Annotated in this window: 15 protein-coding genes, 1 pseudogene and 1 riboswitch; of the genes and pseudogenes, 7 read left to right on the forward strand and 9 right to left on the reverse strand. The window is 70.6% G+C overall.

Annotation, left to right across the window (positions count from 1 at the left end; genetic code table 11):
* Positions 1 to 37: 37 nt before the first annotated feature.
* Positions 38 to 2,017: an acetoacetate--CoA ligase gene (locus Q5425_RS19520; RefSeq protein ID WP_308673677.1), complete on the reverse strand. Its 1,980-nt coding sequence runs from the start codon at positions 2,015 to 2,017 to the stop codon at positions 38 to 40.
* A gap of 139 nt (positions 2,018 to 2,156) precedes the next feature.
* On the reverse strand, positions 2,157 to 2,786 hold the full coding sequence (locus Q5425_RS19525) for a dienelactone hydrolase family protein (protein ID WP_308673678.1): 630 nt from the start codon (positions 2,784 to 2,786) through the stop codon (positions 2,157 to 2,159).
* Between the two features lie 146 nt (positions 2,787 to 2,932).
* On the opposite strand from Q5425_RS19525, the gene hisC reads away from it, so the two are divergent.
* A complete protein-coding gene (gene hisC / locus Q5425_RS19530; protein ID WP_308673679.1) occupies positions 2,933 to 4,009 on the forward strand; it encodes a histidinol-phosphate transaminase in 1,077 nt (358 codons plus the stop codon).
* A 70-nt stretch (positions 4,010 to 4,079) separates the two neighbouring features.
* Here the strand turns inward: hisC and Q5425_RS19535 are convergent, their stop codons facing one another.
* Together Q5425_RS19535 and Q5425_RS19540 are read right to left on the reverse strand one after the other, a co-directional pair.
* On the reverse strand, positions 4,080 to 4,853 hold the full coding sequence (locus Q5425_RS19535) for a sulfite exporter TauE/SafE family protein (RefSeq protein WP_308673680.1): 774 nt from the start codon (positions 4,851 to 4,853) through the stop codon (positions 4,080 to 4,082).
* A 69-nt stretch (positions 4,854 to 4,922) separates the two neighbouring features.
* Positions 4,923 to 5,546 carry a GNAT family N-acetyltransferase gene (locus Q5425_RS19540; protein WP_308673681.1) on the reverse strand — a complete coding sequence of 208 codons (624 nt, stop codon included), beginning with the start codon at positions 5,544 to 5,546 and terminating at the stop codon, positions 4,923 to 4,925.
* 43 nt (positions 5,547 to 5,589) lie between these two features.
* Here Q5425_RS19540 and Q5425_RS19545 point away from each other — a divergent pair, with 43 nt between their 5' ends.
* Together Q5425_RS19545 and Q5425_RS19550 are read left to right on the forward strand one after the other, a co-directional pair.
* A complete protein-coding gene (locus Q5425_RS19545; protein WP_308673682.1) occupies positions 5,590 to 6,279 on the forward strand; it encodes a FadR/GntR family transcriptional regulator in 690 nt (229 codons plus the stop codon).
* A 36-nt stretch (positions 6,280 to 6,315) separates the two neighbouring features.
* Positions 6,316 to 7,128 carry a class I SAM-dependent methyltransferase gene (locus Q5425_RS19550; RefSeq protein ID WP_308673683.1) on the forward strand — a complete coding sequence of 271 codons (813 nt, stop codon included), beginning with the start codon at positions 6,316 to 6,318 and terminating at the stop codon, positions 7,126 to 7,128.
* Here Q5425_RS19550 and Q5425_RS19555 read toward each other — a convergent pair.
* Positions 7,125 to 7,622 (reverse strand): FBP domain-containing protein, encoded by a 498-nt coding sequence (locus Q5425_RS19555; protein ID WP_308673684.1) that lies wholly within the window; start codon positions 7,620 to 7,622, stop codon positions 7,125 to 7,127. The genes Q5425_RS19550 and Q5425_RS19555 overlap by 4 nt on opposite strands.
* A 63-nt stretch (positions 7,623 to 7,685) precedes the next feature.
* Here Q5425_RS19555 and Q5425_RS19560 point away from each other — a divergent pair, with 63 nt between their 5' ends.
* Positions 7,686 to 9,179, forward strand: a complete 1,494-nt coding sequence (locus Q5425_RS19560) for an adenylate/guanylate cyclase domain-containing protein (protein ID WP_308673685.1) — start codon at positions 7,686 to 7,688, stop codon at positions 9,177 to 9,179.
* Here the strand turns inward: Q5425_RS19560 and Q5425_RS19565 are convergent.
* Entirely contained in the window at positions 9,167 to 10,156 is a 990-nt protein-coding gene (locus tag Q5425_RS19565) for a beta-ketoacyl-ACP synthase III (RefSeq protein WP_308673686.1), read from the reverse strand. The two genes, Q5425_RS19560 and Q5425_RS19565, sit on opposite strands and share 13 nt — an antisense overlap.
* A gap of 201 nt (positions 10,157 to 10,357) precedes the next feature.
* On the opposite strand from Q5425_RS19565, the gene Q5425_RS19570 reads away from it, so the two are divergent.
* Both Q5425_RS19570 and Q5425_RS19575 read left to right on the forward strand, forming a co-directional pair.
* Positions 10,358 to 10,831 carry an Lrp/AsnC family transcriptional regulator gene (locus Q5425_RS19570; protein WP_308673687.1) on the forward strand — a complete coding sequence of 158 codons (474 nt, stop codon included), beginning with the start codon at positions 10,358 to 10,360 and terminating at the stop codon, positions 10,829 to 10,831.
* Positions 10,832 to 10,861: 30 nt separating this feature from the next.
* Positions 10,862 to 11,419 (forward strand): annotated as a pseudogene (locus tag Q5425_RS19575) (MFS transporter); the annotation flags it as partial.
* 21 nt (positions 11,420 to 11,440) lie between these two features.
* Here Q5425_RS19575 and thiD read toward each other — a convergent pair.
* The 3 genes from thiD to Q5425_RS19590 all read right to left on the reverse strand — a co-directional run bounded on the left by thiD (position 11,441) and on the right by Q5425_RS19590 (position 14,968).
* Positions 11,441 to 12,241, reverse strand: a complete 801-nt coding sequence (gene thiD / locus Q5425_RS19580) for a bifunctional hydroxymethylpyrimidine kinase/phosphomethylpyrimidine kinase (protein ID WP_308673688.1) — start codon at positions 12,239 to 12,241, stop codon at positions 11,441 to 11,443.
* Positions 12,238 to 13,893, reverse strand: coding sequence for a phosphomethylpyrimidine synthase ThiC (thiC, locus tag Q5425_RS19585; RefSeq protein ID WP_396135193.1), 1,656 nt, complete (start codon positions 13,891 to 13,893; stop codon positions 12,238 to 12,240). The genes thiD and thiC overlap by 4 nt, the downstream gene beginning before the upstream one ends.
* Positions 13,887 to 14,008: riboswitch (TPP riboswitch) on the reverse strand. (Overlaps the previous gene by 7 nt.)
* 48 nt (positions 14,009 to 14,056) lie before the next feature.
* On the reverse strand, positions 14,057 to 14,968 hold the full coding sequence (locus tag Q5425_RS19590) for a trypsin-like peptidase domain-containing protein (protein ID WP_308673690.1): 912 nt from the start codon (positions 14,966 to 14,968) through the stop codon (positions 14,057 to 14,059).
* A 201-nt stretch (positions 14,969 to 15,169) separates the two neighbouring features.
* Between Q5425_RS19590 and Q5425_RS19595 the strand changes: the two genes are divergently transcribed.
* Positions 15,170 to 17,344, forward strand: a complete 2,175-nt coding sequence (locus Q5425_RS19595; protein WP_308673691.1) for a glycoside hydrolase family 15 protein — start codon at positions 15,170 to 15,172, stop codon at positions 17,342 to 17,344.
* Positions 17,345 to 17,399 lie beyond the last annotated feature (55 nt).

Below are 17,399 nucleotides of genomic sequence, written 5' to 3' on the forward strand. Positions count from 1 at the left end.
CCGTGCAACCCGTCACGGACGATCATGCTTCCCCCGTCTACCCCCCGGCGAGCTCCACGAACGGCGCCAGTGCCGCCGGGTTGGCCAGCGCGTCGCGGCTGACGGCCCGGTCGGGAGCCACACCGGCGAGGATTTTCTTCACCGGTACCTCACACTTTTTACCGTTCAAGGTACGAGGTACCTCGGAGACCACGACGAACCGATCGGGTACATGGCGTGGTGACAGGGCGCTACGGAGTTCCTTCCGCAGCCGGGGCTCGACGTCTTCGAGCTCGACGCCGGCGGCGAGCACCACAAAACAGAGGAGCTGACCGTCCTCGTTCCCGGCCGCCGAGGTGTCCACGACCAGGGAGTCGGCGATCTCGTCGTAGCCCTCGACGACCCGGTAGAACTCGGCCGTGCCCATCCGGACGCCGCCGCGGTTGAGCGTCGAGTCGCTGCGGCCGTAGATCACCGCCGAGCCGCGGCTGGTGATCCGGATCCAGTCCCCGTGGCGCCAGAGGCCCGGGTACATCTCGAAGTACGCCTCACGCAGCCGCGAGCCGTCGGGGTCGTTCCAGAAGAACACCGGCATCGACGGCATCGGCTTGGTGATGACCAGCTCGCCGACCTCCTCGACGACGGTGTGGCCCGCCTCGTCGAAGGCGTTGACCGCGGCGCCCAGCGCCGGGCAGGACAGCTCGCCGAGCCAGACCGGGACGTCGGGCGCCGACGCGACGAACGCCGCGCACAGGTCGGTGCCGCCGGAGACGGAGCAGATCTGGACGTTCCGCCCGACCTCGTTCACGATCCACCGGAAGCCTTCGACGCTCAGCGGCGCGCCGGTGGAGCCCAGCGCGCGCAGCCCGGTCAGGTCGTAGCGCTCGGCGGGCTTGATGCCGGCCTTGAGGCAGCTCTGGATGAACGGCGCCGACGTGCCGAAGTAGGTGACGCGGTGCTGCTCGGCCAGCCGCCAGAGCGCGTTCAGGTCCGGGTACCCCGGGCTGCCGTCGTAGAGCACGATCGTGGTGCCGACCAGCAGGCCGGAGATGAGGAAGTTCCACATCATCCAGCCGGTGGTGCTGAACCAGAAGAACCGGTCGCCGGGCCCGAGGTCGGTCTGCAGGGCGAGGGCCTTGAGGTGTTCGAGCGTGATGCCGCCGTGGCCGTGCACGATGCCCTTCGGCAGGCCGGTGGTGCCGGACGAGTAGAGCACCCACAGCGGGTGCGCGAACTCGACCGGCTCGAACAGCAGCGGCGCTCCCTGGTGCGTCGCGAGCAGCTCGTCCCAGTCGAGGGCGCCGTCCATGCGGCCTTCGCCGACGTACTCGACGAGCACGGTCGCGGCCAACGACGGCAGCTGCGCCTGCAGGTCGGCGATCGTCGTCCGGATGTCGAACTGGCGGCCGTTGTAGGCGTAGGCGTTGACCGCGAAGAGCACCTTCGGCTCGATCTGCACGAAGCGGTCCGCGACGGCGCGGACGCCGAAGTCCGGCGAGCAGGACGACCAGATCGCCCCGATGCTCGCCGCGGCGAGGAACGCGACCAGCGTCTGCGGGCAGTTCGGCGCCAACGCGACGACCCGGTCGCCCTTGCCGACGCCCAGTTCGAGCAACGCCGCCCGCGCGGCGGCGACCTGCGCGCGAAGCTCGCCGTACGTCAGGTGGTTCGCGAAGCCGTCTTCGCGGTGGAAGATCACCGCCGTCTCGTCGTCGCCCTTCGCGGCGCCCGCGACGCCGGGGGTGAGCGCGTGCTCGGCGTAGTTGAGGGTGCCGCCCTCGAACCAGACGGCGTCCGGCATGCCGCCCGAGAGCACCTCGCCCGGCTGGTCGTGCCAGCGGACGCCGAGGAAGTCCGCGACCGCCGCCCAGAAGTCCGGGCCGCGCTCGACCGAGAACTCCCACAACGAGCGGTAGTCGTCCACCTCGACGCCGCGCTCGGCGCGCAGCCACCGGCGGAAGGCGTCGATCTTGGTGTCGGCAACGTGGCCCGGCTCGGGGCGCCAGAGCACTTCGGGGGCGTCGGCGGTGTGCGTCACGCCCCGAGCCTAATCCCTCGGATCGAGAAGTCACCGTGGTCGGAACCGACACGGAACCGGGGTGGGGGAATGTGCGCCGCCCACACCTACACAGTGGCGCGCAGCGCCTCGATTGAGGGTGGTGGGGGGCATGGATGGATTACCGCAGGTGCGCGTCGAACCAGTTGAGCGTGCGCTGCCAGGCCTCCGCGGCCGCGCCCGGGTCAGCGTCGAAGCGGTGGTTCGCGCCCGGGTAGTGGACGACGTTGGTGGCGACCTTCGCCGACGCGGCGGCGTCGCGCAGGCGCTCGACTTCGGCACCGCCCGCCTCGTCGCCGGCGTCGCCGTACATGCCGAGCCACGGGCTGGTGAGCCGCCCGGCGATCTCGACCAGCGCGGGCAGCTCGGCGGCCTGCTGCCCGCCGACGCTGACCGCGGCCCCGAGCCTGCGGTGCGACGCGACGACGAGGGCCGCGGTGCCGCCCAGGTCGAAGCCCATCACGCCGAGCAGGTCGGCCTGGACGCCCCGCTCGACCAGCCAGGCGAGGGTGAGGTCGGTCGCGTCGAGCAGGTCCTGCTGCGTGAGGCGGTCGTTCTCCAGGTGCGGGGTGACGGTCAGCCAGCCCTCCGTGGCCAGGCTCGCGAGCAGCAGCTTCACCCCGTCGGTGACGCCGTCGGCCTCGTGCAGCACCACCAAGCCGCCGCGTAGCGCGCCCTCGGGTTCCGAAAAGGTCAGGCGCAGGGTGCGGCCGTCGGTGCGCTGGTAGTCCACGGTGGAGGTCGACGTCATTGCCTCACTCAATCACTTGGAGGTGAACGGGTGGAAGTCCGGTGACGCAGGTCGCCGCGGGGAAACCGCTTGAAGGGAGTCGCGGGGCGGCGGCCGGGAAAGATACGGTGAGCGGGTCGTCCCGTCGATTTCCAGGAGCGCCGAAGATGCCGTCCGTGTCCCCGCGTGCCGATCTCGAATCGTTGCCGAAATACGTCCCCGGCCGGACGATCGAAGGCGCGATCAAGCTGGCGAGCAACGAGGTGCCCGGCGGTGCGCTGCCGAGCGTCGCGCAGGCGATCGCCGAAGCCGCGGCCGGCGTCAACCGCTACCCGGACACCGGTTCGCAGGCGCTGCGGGAGCGGCTGGCACGCGAGCTGGACGTGCCGGTGGAGCACGTCGCGATCGGTTGCGGCTCGGTGTCGCTGTGCCAGCAGACGATCCAGGCGGTGTGCGCGCCCGGCGACGAGGTCATCTTCGGCTGGCGCTCGTTCGAGGCGTACCCGATCGTCACGCAGGTCGCGAACGCCGTCTCGGTGAAGGTCCCGATCACCGAGGGCCAGGAGCTCGACCTGGACGCGATGCTCGCGGCGATCACCGACCGGACGCGCGTGGTCTTCGTCTGCAACCCGAACAACCCCACCGGGACGGCGGTGCGCCGCGCGGAGCTGGAGCGGTTCCTGACCGCCGTGCCCGAGCACGTGCTGGTGGTGCTGGACGAGGCGTACAAGGAGTTCGTCACCGACCCCGAGGTCCCCGACGGCGTCGAGTACACCCGCAGCCGGCCGAACGTCATGGTGCTTCGCACGTTCTCGAAAGCGTACGGCCTCGCGGGCCTTCGCGTCGGCTACGCGGTCGCGCCCGAGCCGATCGCCGACGCGCTTCGCCAGGTGTACGTGGCCTTCTCGGTGAACATGCTGGCCCAGGTGGCCGCGCTGGCGTCGCTGGACGCGGCCGACGAGCTGCTGGCGCGGTGCAAGGACATCGTCGTGGAGCGCGGGCGGGTGCGGGAGGCGCTGCTCGAAGCGGGCTACCGGGTGCCGGAGACGCAGGCGAACTTCGTCTGGCTGCCGCTGGGTGAGCAGGCCGTCCCGTTCGCCGAGCACGCGCTGGACCGCAAGCTGGTGGTGCGCCCGTTCGCCGGCGAAGGCGTGCGCGTGACCATCGGGACCCGCGAGGAGAACGACGTTTTCCTGGCGGCGGCGCGCGAGTTCCTGATCCGGCCAGAAGTAGGCCGACCCTGACGCGGCACGTGACCTCTGCCACGAAGCCATTCGGCCGTGGCTGCGGTCGGATCAGGAACGATCGGCACAGTCAACTCGCGAACTGCTTGACCACCAGCTGGATGACGGCGGCGACGCCGATCACCACGATCACGCCGCGCAGCACCGCCGGCGACAACCTCCGGCCGATCTTCGCGCCGAGGAAGCCGCCGGCGGTGGAGCCGATCGCCAGCCACAGCACGACGGCCCAGCTGATCGGCGCGACGAAGGCGTAGATCAACCCGGCGACGAGGTTCACGACGGCGGCGAGGACGTTCTTCACGCCGTTGAGCTTCTGCAGCGGCTCCGACAGCAGCATCCCCATCACGGCCATCAGCATCACGCCCTGCGCGGCGGTGAAGTACCCACCGTAGATGCCGATGAGGAAGATGAAGAACATCAGCAGCGGCCCGGCTTTTTGCTCGGTGCCGTTCTGTTCGCGCCGGTCCGCGACCCACTTCGACACCTTCGGCTGGACGATCACGAGGACCACGGCCAGGCCGACCAGCACAGGCACGACGGCCTCGAAGGCGTCCTTCGGCAGGGAAAGCAGCAGAACGGTCCCGCCGATGGCGCCGAGGAAGGACGCGACGGCGAACTTGGCGGCCTGCGGCCAGTAACCCTTGAGCTCGTGCCGGTAACCCCAGGCCCCGCTGAGGGTGCCGGGCGCGAGGCCGATGGCGTTGGACGTCGTGGCGGTCACCGGCGGATACCCGAGCGCGACGAGCACGGGGAAGGTCACGAGCGTCCCCGACCCGACGACGGCGTTGATGGTCCCCGCCCAGATCCCGGCGACCACGACGATCAGCGCGTGCCACCACGTCATGAAGCATTCACGTGCGGAGCCTAAGCACCGTGGAGCGCTCCCGCGACGCAGATGTGTCAGGTCAGACACTCACGCGTCTCCTTCCGGTACGTGAGCAGGGACGACGTCGGAGACCACGCGCCAGCCGAGCGAGGTGTACAGCCCGCGTCCGGCCTCCGAAGCCAGCAGCACGCTCGACCGCACTCCGGCCGCCTCGCCCAGCCTCTGCATCACCACCCGGCCGAGGCCGCGCCTCCGGTGCTCCGGCTCCGTCTCGATCTTGTCGAACACCGCGACGCCCGAGGCCACCGCGACCTGACCCCGGGCCGCCGGAGCGTCACCGGACGACACCAGGACCTCCCACACTGGCCCGTCGCCGATCACCTTCACCGAGTACGGCGCCGGAACGGCCACCGGTGGAAGCGCTCCGTCGAACGCCATCAGGTACTCCGTCTCCCCCGCCGTCCACCCCGGCGTCAGACCCGCCAGGACGGCGGACCGCGAGCCGCACGTCTTCAGCCACGTGCCCGGTGCCGCCGCCGTCCGGGCGCGGGAGGCCACCGTGGCCGGTGCGCGCAGCAGGTAGCGCACCCGGTGCCCCGGCAGGCCGACGTCGATGCGGTAGCCGTCGGGCTCCGAAACCGGTGCCGGTGTGGCCCGCGACACCGCCCAGCCGCGCACCCACGCCCCCAAGATGTCCATGCCGGTGATCATGGCAGCCACCCCCGACAGTTCCGTGAGCTGAGAGGATGAGCGCGTGGACACCGAGCAGGTCTGGAGCGCGACCGTCGACCGGCTGCGGGCGCGGATCGACTCCGGCGACCTGCCGCCCGGCTCGCGGCTGCCCGCCGAACGCGTCCTGTGCGAAGAACTCGGGATCAGCCGGGGATCGCTGCGGCAGGCCCTGCGCGTCCTCGACTCCATCGGGTACGTCCAGATCCGCGCCGGCTCCGGCACCTACGTCCGCGAGCAGCAGGAACAGCCGCTGCGGACCTGGTTCACCGAACACGACCAGCTCGTCGAAAAGCTCTTCGACCTGCGGGCGACCGTCGAGCCGACGCTCGCCGAACGGCTGGCCAGGCACGCCACCGCGAAGACCGTGAGCCGGCTCGAGGACAACGTCGCCGAGATGGCGCAGGCCGCCGAGGACGGGGACATGCTGCACGTCATCGCCGCCGACGCCGAGTTCCACCGGGTGATCGCGCAGAACGCGGGCAACGACGACGTCGCCGGGCTGCTGCGGTCGGTGCTCGCCCTGGTCGGCGAGGAGCGGCGGACCGCGCTGCGGCTGCCCGGACAGATCCGCAAGGCCGTCGCCGACCACCGCGCGATCCTCGACGCCATCCGCCGGTCCGACCCGGCCGCCGCCCGCGAGCTGACGCTCAAGCACCTCGTGGACGCCAAAACCTACGCGCACGACTACGCCGCCCACCCCGAAAAGCGCTAGACTTTTCACAACATTGTGAAACTTTTGGGGGTCGCGATGGAAAAGGTGCACTTCACCGGAGAGAAGGCCACCAACCTGGCCACGCTGTACGGCCGCGCGCTCGACTACCGCAGCGCCCACCCGATCCTCGGCGACAAGGCGGCCGACGACGCCGTCCGCCGGATCGACTACGACTTCACCAAGATCGGCATCTCCCCCGACCGGGCGGTGTCGGTCGTCCTGCGGGCGAAACCGATCGACGACTGGGCCGCCGAGTACCTGCGCGCCCACCCGGACGCGATCGTGCTGCACCTGGGCTGCGGCATGGACACCCGGTTCCAGCGCCTCGCTCCGCCGGAGACCGTGCACTGGTACGACATCGACTACCCCGAAGTCGTCGAGCTGCGCGAAAAGCTCTACGACCGGGCGCCGAACCAGACGCACATCAGCTCGTCGGTGACCGACTTCGGGTGGCTCGACCAGGTGCCGTCGGACCGGCCGGCGCTGATCGTCGCCGAAGGCCTCACGATGTACCTGAAGCCCGAGAGCGGCATCGAACTGTTCCGCCGGCTGGCCGCGAAGTTCCCGTCCGGCGAGCTGATCTGCGACCTCTTCAACCGGACGGCCATCAAGATCCAGAAGCTCAACGCACCGGTGCGCAAGGCGGGCGCGACGCTGTACTGGGGCGTCGACGACCCGCGCGAGCTCGAACCCTGCGGCCTCACTCTCGAGTCCTCATTGGACGCCGCGCACTGGGCGACCCCGGACGTGCTGGCCAAGATGGGACCGATCACCCGGTTCCAGCTGCGCATGCTGAAGGTCTTCCCGCCGATGGCCCGGACGGCGCACATCGTGCGGTACCGCTTCTAACGCGACTCCAGCACCCGTGCCACGAACTTGTGCAGCTTCTCCTCCAGCCGCGCGATGCGCTCTTCGAGCGTGAGCGTCTCGAACGGCTGGGGCACGTCGGACTTCAGCTCGCCGCGGACGTACTGGCAGCAGGCCAGGTTGCCGCAGGCGTAGATGCCCAGCGTGTTGCCGTCGCGGCCGGGCTTCCCGGCGCGCTTGCCGGAGAACAGCGTGATGTCGGCGAGCCCGTGGGTCGTGGTGCAGAAGCCGCAGAGGTTGCTGCGCAGGCGTGACTTCGGCGGCGCGGCCGCACGCAGGGCGAGCCCGACCACCTCGCCGTCGTAGGGCAGTACGAGGTAGGCGCGCGCGGGCGCCTTCGGGTCCCGCCAGCCGAGGAACTCCCGCTTGTCCCAGGGGATTTCCCCGGGCCGGGCGGGCAGCGTCACGCCCTTGGCTTCGCCGCGGGTGCAGTTGACGAACGAGGCCCGGATCTCCTCTTGGCCGAGTGGCTCCATGATCCGCACGGTAACCGCGGGCACAGGCGGTGGCCACGCATTTTCCGCCGTACGATCGACGCCGTGCGCAAGATCGCCGTGGGGAACTTCCGGGTGGTGTTGCGCACCAGCCTGGGCTTCGCCGGGCTGGGCATCGGCTCGAGCGTCGCGGGATCCGGGGTCGTCGCGCTGCTCCTGCTGCTGCAGGGCCTGCCGAACGACGTCGGCGACCGCGGCTGGGTGCTCGGCCTGACCGCGGCCGCGATCGTGGCGGTGGCACTGCTCGCGGGGACGCTGTGGACGGCGTGGCTGCAGCGCCGCACCGCGATCTGGTTCGTGCTCGGCCGCCCGCCGTCGGAGAGCGAGGCGCGGCGCGCGCTGCGGCTGCCGGTCGACATGGCCGTGGTCAGCGGCACGCTCTGGCTGATCGGCACCGTCGTCCTCACCGTGCTCGCCGGGGTGCTCGGCTCCGCCGACGACGCCATCGGCATGGCCACGGTGATCGGGCTCGGCGGCCTCACCACGGTCGGGCTCACCTACCTCGCCGCCGAGTGGGTGGCGCGGCCGGTGATGACGATCGCGCTGGGCGTCCTGCCGCCCCGCGGCTCGCTGCCCGTCACGGTGCTCACCCGGCTGATCGTCACGTGGGCGCTGGCCAGCGGCGTCCCGCTCGTGGGCGTGCTGCTCATCGCCGCGCCACCGGACCTCGGCTCGGGCAACCACACCGCGAGCCTGATCATGCTGTCGGTGATCGGCCTCGTCGTCGGCGCGATCGGGACCGCGCTGCTGGCCAGGGCGGTCGCGGCCCCGCTGCACCGGCTGCGCGTGGCGCTCGACGAGATCGCCCGCGGCGACACCGGCGTCTCGGTCGACGTCGACGACTCCAGCGAGATCGGCCTGCTCCAGACGTCGGTGAACCAGCTCGCCGCCGGCCTGCGCGAGCAGGCGCGGATGCAAGATCTGTTCGGCAGGCACGTCGGCGCCGACGTCGCCCGGCACGCCCTGGAGTACGGCGCGTCGCTCTCGGGCGACGTCCGCGAGGTCACGGCGTTGTTCGTCGACGTCGTCGACTCGACCGCGCTCGCCTACCGCACCCCGCCGGAGGAACTGGTCGGGAAGCTGAACCGGCTGTTCGCCGCGGTCGTCTCCGCGGTCAACGCCCGCGGCGGGCTGGTGAACAAGTTCCAGGGCGACGCCGCGCTGTGCATCTTCGGCGCGCCGACGCGGCTCGCGGACGCCCCGACGGCCGCGCTGGCCGCGGCCCGCGTGATCCGGGACGCGGTCCGCGAGGCCGGCGAGCTGGACCTCGGCATCGGCGTTTCCAGCGGCCCGGTGTTCGCCGGGCAGCTCGGCACCAGCAGCCGGCTCGAGTACACCGTGATCGGCGACGCGGTCAACGAGGCCGCGCGGCTCACCGAGCTCGCCAAGGCTGTCCCGGGACGGATCCTCGCCAGCGACGCCGTCGTCTCCGGCGCGCTGCCGAGCGAAGGCGCGCACTGGGTGGAGCACGGCGAACTGGAGCTGCGCGGCCGCCAGGAGGCGACGCCGACCTGGACGACCGGCCCTCAGGCCGGCTGACCCAGATCGGGCCAGCGCAGCACCGTCGAACCCCAGGTCAGGCCGGCACCGAACGCGCTGAGCAGCACGCGGTGGCCGGGGACGAGGGTGCCGTGGGCGTGGGCGTCGGCCAGCGCGAGCGGGATGGACGCGGCGCTGGTGTTGCCGACCCGGTCGATGTTGGCGACCACGGCGTCGGCCGGCATGCCGAGCTGCTTCGCCGTCGCCTGGAGAATCCGGATGTTCGCCTGGTGCCCGACGAAGCGGTCGACGTCGCCGACCATCCAGCCCGCGCGCTCCAGGACGGTGCGCGACGACTCCGCCATGCGCGCGCAGGCGTGGCGGAACACGGCCGTGCCCTGCATCGCGAGGAACCGGTCGCTCGGCTGGTCGGAGAGCCGCCGGCGGGCGCCGCCGGCCTCGACCCACAGCAGGTCGGCGTGCTCACCCTCGCTGTGCAGGTCGAACGGCCCGAGCGCGCCGGGTTCGCCGGCGTCGCCGGCCCGCAGGAGCACCGCGCCCGCGCCGTCGCCGAAGATCGGCACGGTGGTGCGGTCGGCGGGGTCGATGAGCGTGGTGAAGGTGTCGGCGCCGATCACGAGCACACGCTCGGCCAGCCCGCCCGCGATGAACCCGGCCGCCGTGGCCAGCGCGTAGACGAAGCCGCTGCACACGGCGTTGACGTCGAACGCCGCGGCGGTGCCGAGCCCGAGCCGGGCCGCGACCTGCGGCGCGCTGGCCGGGCAGGGCTGGTCGGGCGTGGAGGTGGCGAGGACGACGGCGTCGGCGGACGTGCCCCCGAGCGCTTCGCGACCGGCCCCGACGGCGAGGTCCACAGTGGACTCGTCGGGTCCGGCGATGCGGCGCTCGCGGATCCCGGTGCGGGTCCGGATCCACTCGTCCGAGGTGTCGAGCCGGGTGGCGATTTCGTGGTTGTCCAGCACTTTCGCCGGCAACCACGAACCGAGGCCGGTCAACACGGCGGCAGGTGCGGGCACGGGATAGCCTCCCCACGCCGGCGGGTTGGCGGAGCGACCGGCTGGTCTTCCACTTCTATGGGCTACCCCCTGGTAGACCGGTCAGTTGTGTTGCAGCTCACTTAAGAAGTTGTTTCATCTTCCCTTCGGACGGAGTAGTGAGCGACGTCACGGAGGAGTGAACAGCGGCGAATTGTCGGGGGTGCCGGTTAGCCTGCTGGAGTGCCGACACCCGACCTCGACCAGCTGGACATCGCCATCCTCGCCTGCCTCCAGGCCGACGCGCGCACGATCGCCGAGACGATCGGCGCCAAGGTCGGGCTCTCGGCCGCGGCCGTGCAACGGCGGATCAAGCGCCTGCGAGAGGCGGGCGTCATCGAGCGCGAGGTCGCGGTGCTGTCGCCGGGGGCACTCGGGCTGAGCATGACGTTCGTGGTGACGGTCGAGATGGAGCGGGAGAACCTCGCGGTCTTCGAGGGGTTCCGCCGCCAGGTCCTGGCCGAGGACGCGATCCAGCAGTGCTACTACGTCACCGGCACGGCGGACTTCGTGCTGATCGTGACGTGCCCGGACATGGCGGGCTTCGAGGCGTTCACCCGGCGGATGTTCTTCGACAACCCGAACGTCCGGCACTTCACGACGAGCGTGGCGATGGACCGGGTAAAGGTGGGGCTCACCCTGCCGCTCGACCCGTAAGCTGGAGCGCTGTCCACCTGGGGGGTAGGCGTGCTTCGGATCTTTCTGGCCGCGACGTTGATCGACGCGCTCGGCAGCGGCCTGTGGGTGCCGTTCGCCCTGTTGTTCCTCGTCCACGGGCAGGGCATGGACCTGGTCGACGCGGGGGCGTCGCTGAGCACCGGCGCGGTGCTGGCCCTGGTCACGGGCCCGGCCACCGGCGCGGCGATGGACCGCTTCGGGCCACGCGCCCTGCTCATCGCGGGCAACCTGGTGCGGCTCGCCGCCTTCGCCGCGTACCCGCTGGTGCACACGAGCTGGCAGGTGGTGGCGGTTTCGGCCGTGGCCGGCTTCGGCGACCGGCTGTTCTGGACGTGCAACGCCCCGATGGTGACCCGGCTCACCACCGGAACCGACACCGACCGCGTGCTGGCGACCCAGACGGTGGGCCGCTTCGCCGGGGCGGGCGTGGGAGCGGCGGCGATGGCGCTGCTGCCGACGATCACGAGCCCGTGGGCGTTCCACGCGCTCGCGTACGTGAACGCGGCGAGCTTCGCGGTGGCAGCGTTCCTGATCCGCCTCCTCCCGCGGGTCGTGAGTGGTAAGGCGGGTTCTAACCCGCCTTACCACTCACGACGGCTTGAGGACCCAGAACGGCGAGACCGGGCCCACACCCGCGCCCAGCGGGTAGGCCTCCGCGACGCAACGCTCGATGAACTTCTTCCCGGCCGCCACGGCGTCCGGCACCGAAGCGCCCTTCGCCAGCGACGCCGTGATCGCCGACGCCAGGGTGTCGCCGCCGCCGTGGGTGTTGTCCGTTTCGTAGCGCGGGCCGCTCAGTTCGATGAACTCGCGGCCGTCCGAGAGCAGGTCCACACAGTCCGTGGTGCCCGTCATGTGGCCGCCCTTGACCAGGACCCAGCGCGAGCCGAACTCCAGCAGTGCCTCCGCCGCCGCGCGCTGAGACGACGGGTCCACCACCGAAACGCCGGTCAGCAACCGGACTTCGTCGAGGTTCGGCGTGATCAGGGTCGCGCGCGGGAACAGTTCGGTGCGGATCGCCTCCAGGGCGTCCTCGCGCAGCAGCGCGTGCCCCGTCATCGACGCCGCCACCGGGTCGACCACAAACGGGAACTCCCCGATCTCGTCCAGGGTCTTCGCCACCGAACGGATGATCTCGGCGGAAGCCAGCATGCCCGTCTTGGCCGCGTCGACGCCCATGTCCGACGCCACCGCCTTGATCTGCGCGGTGACGACGTCGGCCGGGATTTCGGTGAAACCCTGGACGCCCAACGAGTTCTGCACGGTCACCGCGGTCAGCGCGACGAGCCCGTGGACGCCGTTGGCGAAGAACGTGCGCAGGTCGGCCTGGATGCCCGCACCACCGCCGGAGTCCGATCCGGCGATGGTGAGGGCGGTCCTCGGTGTCACGGCTGGACCACAGGCAGGTAGACCTTGCTGCCGGACTCGGAGAACTCCGCCGACTTCTCCGCCATGCCGGCCTCGATGGCCTCCACAGTGGACAGCCCGTGTTCCTCGGCGTACTTGCGGACGTCCTGCGTGATCCGCATCGAGCAGAACTTCGGCCCGCACATCGAGCAGAAGTGCGCGGTTTTGGCCGGCTCGGCGGGCAGCGTCTCGTCGTGGAACGAGCGGGCCGTGTCGGGGTCGAGCGAGAGGTTGAACTGGTCGTTCCAGCGGAATTCGAAGCGCGCCTTCGACAGTTCGTCGTCCCACTCCTGCGCGTACTTGTGCCCCTTGGCCAGATCCGCGGCGTGCGCTGCGATCTTGTACGTGATGACACCGGTCTTCACGTCGTCGCGGTTGGGCAGGCCGAGGTGCTCCTTCGGCGTCACGTAACACAGCATCGCCGTGCCGTACCAGCCGATCTGCGCGGCGCCGATGGCCGACGTGATGTGGTCGTACGCCGGCGCGATGTCCGTCGCGAGTGGACCGAGGGTGTAGAACGGCGCCTCGCCGCAGAGCTTTTCCTCGAGCTCCACGTTCTCCTTGATCTTGTGCATCGGCACGTGGCCCGGGCCCTCGATCATCACCTGGACGTCGTGCGAGCGCGCGATGTGCGTCAGCTCGCCGAGGGTTTCCAGCTCGGCGAACTGGGCGCGGTCGTTGGCGTCGGCGATCGAGCCGGGGCGCAGGCCGTCGCCGAGGGAGAACGTGACGTCGTACTGGCGGAGGATCTCGCAGAGTTCCTCGAAGTGCGTGTACAAAAAGGACTCTTGGTGGTGCGCGAGGCACCACGCGGCCATGATCGAACCGCCGCGGCTGACGATGCCGGTGACGCGCCGCGCGGTCAGCGGGATGTAGCGCAGCAGCACGCCGGCGTGCACGGTGACGTAGTCGACACCCTGCTCGCACTGCTCGATGATGGTGTCGCGGTAGACCTCCCACGACAGCTTTTCCGGCTCGCCGTCGACCTTTTCCAGCGCCTGGTAGATCGGCACGGTGCCGACCGGGACCGGCGAGTTGCGGATGATCCACTCCCGCGTCTCGTGGATCCGCTTCCCGGTGGACAGGTCCATGATCGTGTCGGCGCCCCAGCGGGTCGCCCACACCATCTTGTCGACCTCTTCCTCGACCGACGACCACACGGCCGAGTTGCCCATGTTGGCGTTGATCTTCACGAGGAAGTTCTTGCCGATGATCATCGGCTCGGTCTCGGGGTGCTTGCGGTTGGCGGGGATCACCGCGCGGCCGCGGGCCACTTCGTCACGCACGAACTCGGGCGAAACCCGTTCGCGGGCGGCGATGTACTCCATTTCCCGCGTGATGACGCCCTGTTTGGCCCAGCCGAGCTGGGTGTTGTGCTCACGCCCGTCGGCCCAGCCGGCCCGCAGCCGATGCAGTCCTTTGTGGACGTCGATCTCGACGTCCGGATCGGTGTACGGGCCCGAAGTGTCGTAAACGTCGAACTGTTCACCGTTGGAGAGATCGATCCGCCGGACAGGGACGCGGAGCCCGGATTCGGTCTGCTGGTAGGCCTTGTGCGAGCCCGTGATCGGGCCGGTGGTCACCTTTACGGCAGCATCCAGCTTTTGGGCAGCAGAGTTCTCGAGCGTCGTCAACGACTTTCACTCCCTACGCCGGCATTACCCGGTCAGGTTCATGCGGTCGGTGACGCCTGCGAAACGCAAGTCACCCTCTCAGCCCGCCATGGCGCGAGCTCCCGCGTTGGTGTTGTGCCACCGACCATGCCACGCCGACGCGCGATACTCAAGTCTCCTCACCTCACCCGACCAACTCGGCCGGGGTCGCGTAGACGTCGACCATGGCGCCGCCGCGCAGCACGGTGATCGGCAGTGCGGTGCCGATCACTTCCGCGAAGAGCTGCCGCTGGATGCCTTGCGCGTCCGACACGCGCGTGCGCCCGACGGTCAATACGAGATCGCCCCGCTTGAGGCCCGCCCGGTCCGCGGGCCCGCCGGAGACGACTTCGTGCACCCGAAGCCCGGCGTTCTGCCCGGTGCGCTCGGCGACGTCCTCCGGCAGCGGCGCGGGCACGCCGACGACGCCGAGGTACGCGCGCCGCACCCGGCCCTCGACGACGAGCGTGTCGATGATGCGGCGAGTCGTCGCGTTGATCGGCACCGCGAGCCCGAGCCCGATCCCGGCGACGGCGGTGTTGATGCCGACGACCCGGCCGGCGGAATCGGCGAGCGCGCCGCCGGAGTTGCCGGGGTTGAGCGCGGCGTCGGTCTGGATGACGTCCTCGATCACGCGGGTCGTGCGCCCCTGCCGCACCGGCAGCGCCCGCCCGAGCGCGCTGACGACCCCGGCGGTGACAGTCCCGGAGAAGCCGAGCGGGTTCCCGACGGCGACGACGAGCTGCCCGACGACGAGCCGATCGGCGTCCCCGAGCACGGCGGGCGGCGGCGTCTCCCCGCGCACCCGCAGCACGGCGAGGTCCGACAGCGGATCGGCGCCGACGACGTCGAAGGGCACTTCGCTGCCGTCGGCGAAGGTGGCGGCACCCCGCCGGTGCCCGGCGACGACGTGGGCGTTGGTGAGCAGGTGCCCGTCATCGGCGAAGACGACGGCCGAGCCACCGCCGCGCGCGAGCTGCACGCCGGCGACGTGCGGGGTGACGGTCCTGGCGACCGTGCTGACCGCGCGCGAGTAGGCGTCCATGGCGTCGTCCATGCGTACCTCGATTACAGCGTTGCAGGTACTACAAGTGTGCGCGCGGTTCAGCGGGAAGCCCGTTCGCTGTCCGTGAACCGGCGGCCGGACCAGTGACGGTCAGTGGTTCACCGGATTGGGGCATGCATCCGGCAGAAATCGGCGGCAGACTCCCAAGTCGCTTCTGTAACGGTGCAGAGGCGACTTTTCTGTGGGGTTGATATGCGCAAACTCATTTCCGGCGCCTTCGCCGGACTGCTGGTCACCGGCCTGATCCCGGCGACCGCGGTGGCCGAGGTGGCTTCGAAACAGGCTCCCGGCGCACCCGGGGCCCATCCGAGCTGGCTGCCCGCGAACAAGACCGGCTTCGGGACCGCGCACGACCGGTCCAGCAACGTCTGGTTCACCCTTCAGGGTGGCCAAATGTCCGAGGTCTACTACCCGGACCTGTCCACGCCCAGCGTCCGGTCGATGAACTTCGTCGTCACGGACGGCCGCAGCTTCGCCGTCACCGACTACTCGGCGAAGTCGCAGCAGGTCCGGCGGACCGACGACGACAGCCTGACCTACGAGCAGACCATCACCGACGACCAGCACCGCTGGCGCCTCCGCAAGACCTACGTCACCGATCCGGCCGCCACGACCGTGCTGGTGGACGTCGACTTCCAGTCGCTCACCGGGCGGCCCTACCAGCTCTACGCGGTCGCCGACCCGGACCTGACCAACGACGGCTCCGACGACTCGGCCACGCGGCAAGGCGCCACCGCCAGTGCGCAGGACGCCTCGAACGCCGCCGCGCTCGCCGCGAAGCCCGCCTTCGCGAAGACCAGCGTCGGCTACGCGGGCGCGTCCGACGGCAACACGCAGCTGACCAAGACCTTCAAGCTGAACTCCTACGACACCGCGACCACGGGCAACGTCGTGCTGACCGGCCGGACGACCGCCGACGGTGTCCGCGACCGGCACGTCACCCTCGCCCTCGGCATGGGCGCGAAGGCCGCCGACGCGCTCGGCAACGCGCAGGCGTCGCTGCGACGCGGCGTCCGCGACATCACGCGCGCCTACGACCGCGGCTGGCAGCAGTACCTGCGCGGGATCGCCAAGCCGCCGTCGTCGCTGAAGACCGGCGCCGAACGCGATCTCTACAAGGCGTCGATGCTGACGCTCGCCGCGAGCGAGGACAAGCACCACCCGGGCGCCTTCATCGCGTCGCCGAGCATGCCGTGGCGGTTCGGGAACAACGACCCGGAGTGGTCGCCGTCCGGCACCTACCACCTGGTCTGGCCGCGTGACCTCTACCAGATCGCGACCGGACTGGCCGCCGGCGGCGACACGGCCGCCGCGAACCGCGCCGTGACGTACATGTTCGGCACGCAGCAGCAGGCCGACGGGCACATGCCGCAGAACAGCCGCGTCGACGGCGTGCCCTACTGGACGTCGATCCAGCTCGACGAGACCGCGTTCCCGATCGTGCTGGCCCAGCAGCTCGGCCGCAACGACCTGTGGCCCGGCGTGCGCAAGGCGGCCGACTTCATCCTCGGCTACCAGGGGCCGGACGGGCAGCCGTCGCCGTACACCCAGCAGGAGCGCTGGGAGGAGCAGGACGGCTGGTCCCCGTCGACGATCGCTTCGGTCATCGCCGGGCTGGTCTGCGCCGCCGACATCGCTTCGCACCACGGCGCCGCCGCCGACGCCGCCCGGTACCTCGCCGCGGCCGACAAGATGAAGGCCGACCTGCCGAAGCAGACGATCACCACGAACGGGCCGCTGTCGAAGGACCCGTACTTCGTCCGGCTCACGAAGGACGCGAACGCGAACGCCGGGACGACGTACAACCTCGGCAACTCGAGCGTGACGATGGACCAGCGCGCGGTCACCGACGCGGGCTTCCTCGACCTGGTCCGGCTGGGTATCTACCGCGCCGACGACCCGGTGATCCGCAACAGCGTCCGGGTGACCGACTCCGACATCGCATTCACGACGCCGACCGGCCAGTTCTGGCACCGCTACACGAAGGACGGTTACGGCGAGCAGGCCGACGGGTCGCCGTGGGACTACACGTTCCCGGCGGAGAGCCGCACGACGTTCGGCCGGCTCTGGCCGCTGCTCGCCGGCGAACGCGGCGAGTACGAACTGGCGCTCGGCGATCCGTCGTCGGCCGCGCGGCGGCTGCGTGACCTCGGCCGGGTGAGCAGCTCGGCGGAGACCATGCCGGAGCAGGTGTGGGACGAGAATCCGCCGTCCGGGCAGACCGGCTTCCCGGCCGGCACGCCGAACACGTCGGCGACCCCGCTGGCCTGGACGCACGCCCAGTACGTCCGGCTCGCCTGGGACGTCAAGGCGGGCTCGGTGCTGGAGACGCCGCAGGTGGTCCGCTGCCACTTCCTCGGCTGCTGAGGTCTGCCGCGGCTGGTCGTGAGTGGTAAAGCGGGTTAGAACCCGCTTTACCACT

Origin of the sequence: Amycolatopsis sp. A133 (assembly GCF_031082405.1) — a bacterium.
GTDB lineage: Bacteria > Actinomycetota > Actinomycetes > Mycobacteriales > Pseudonocardiaceae > Amycolatopsis.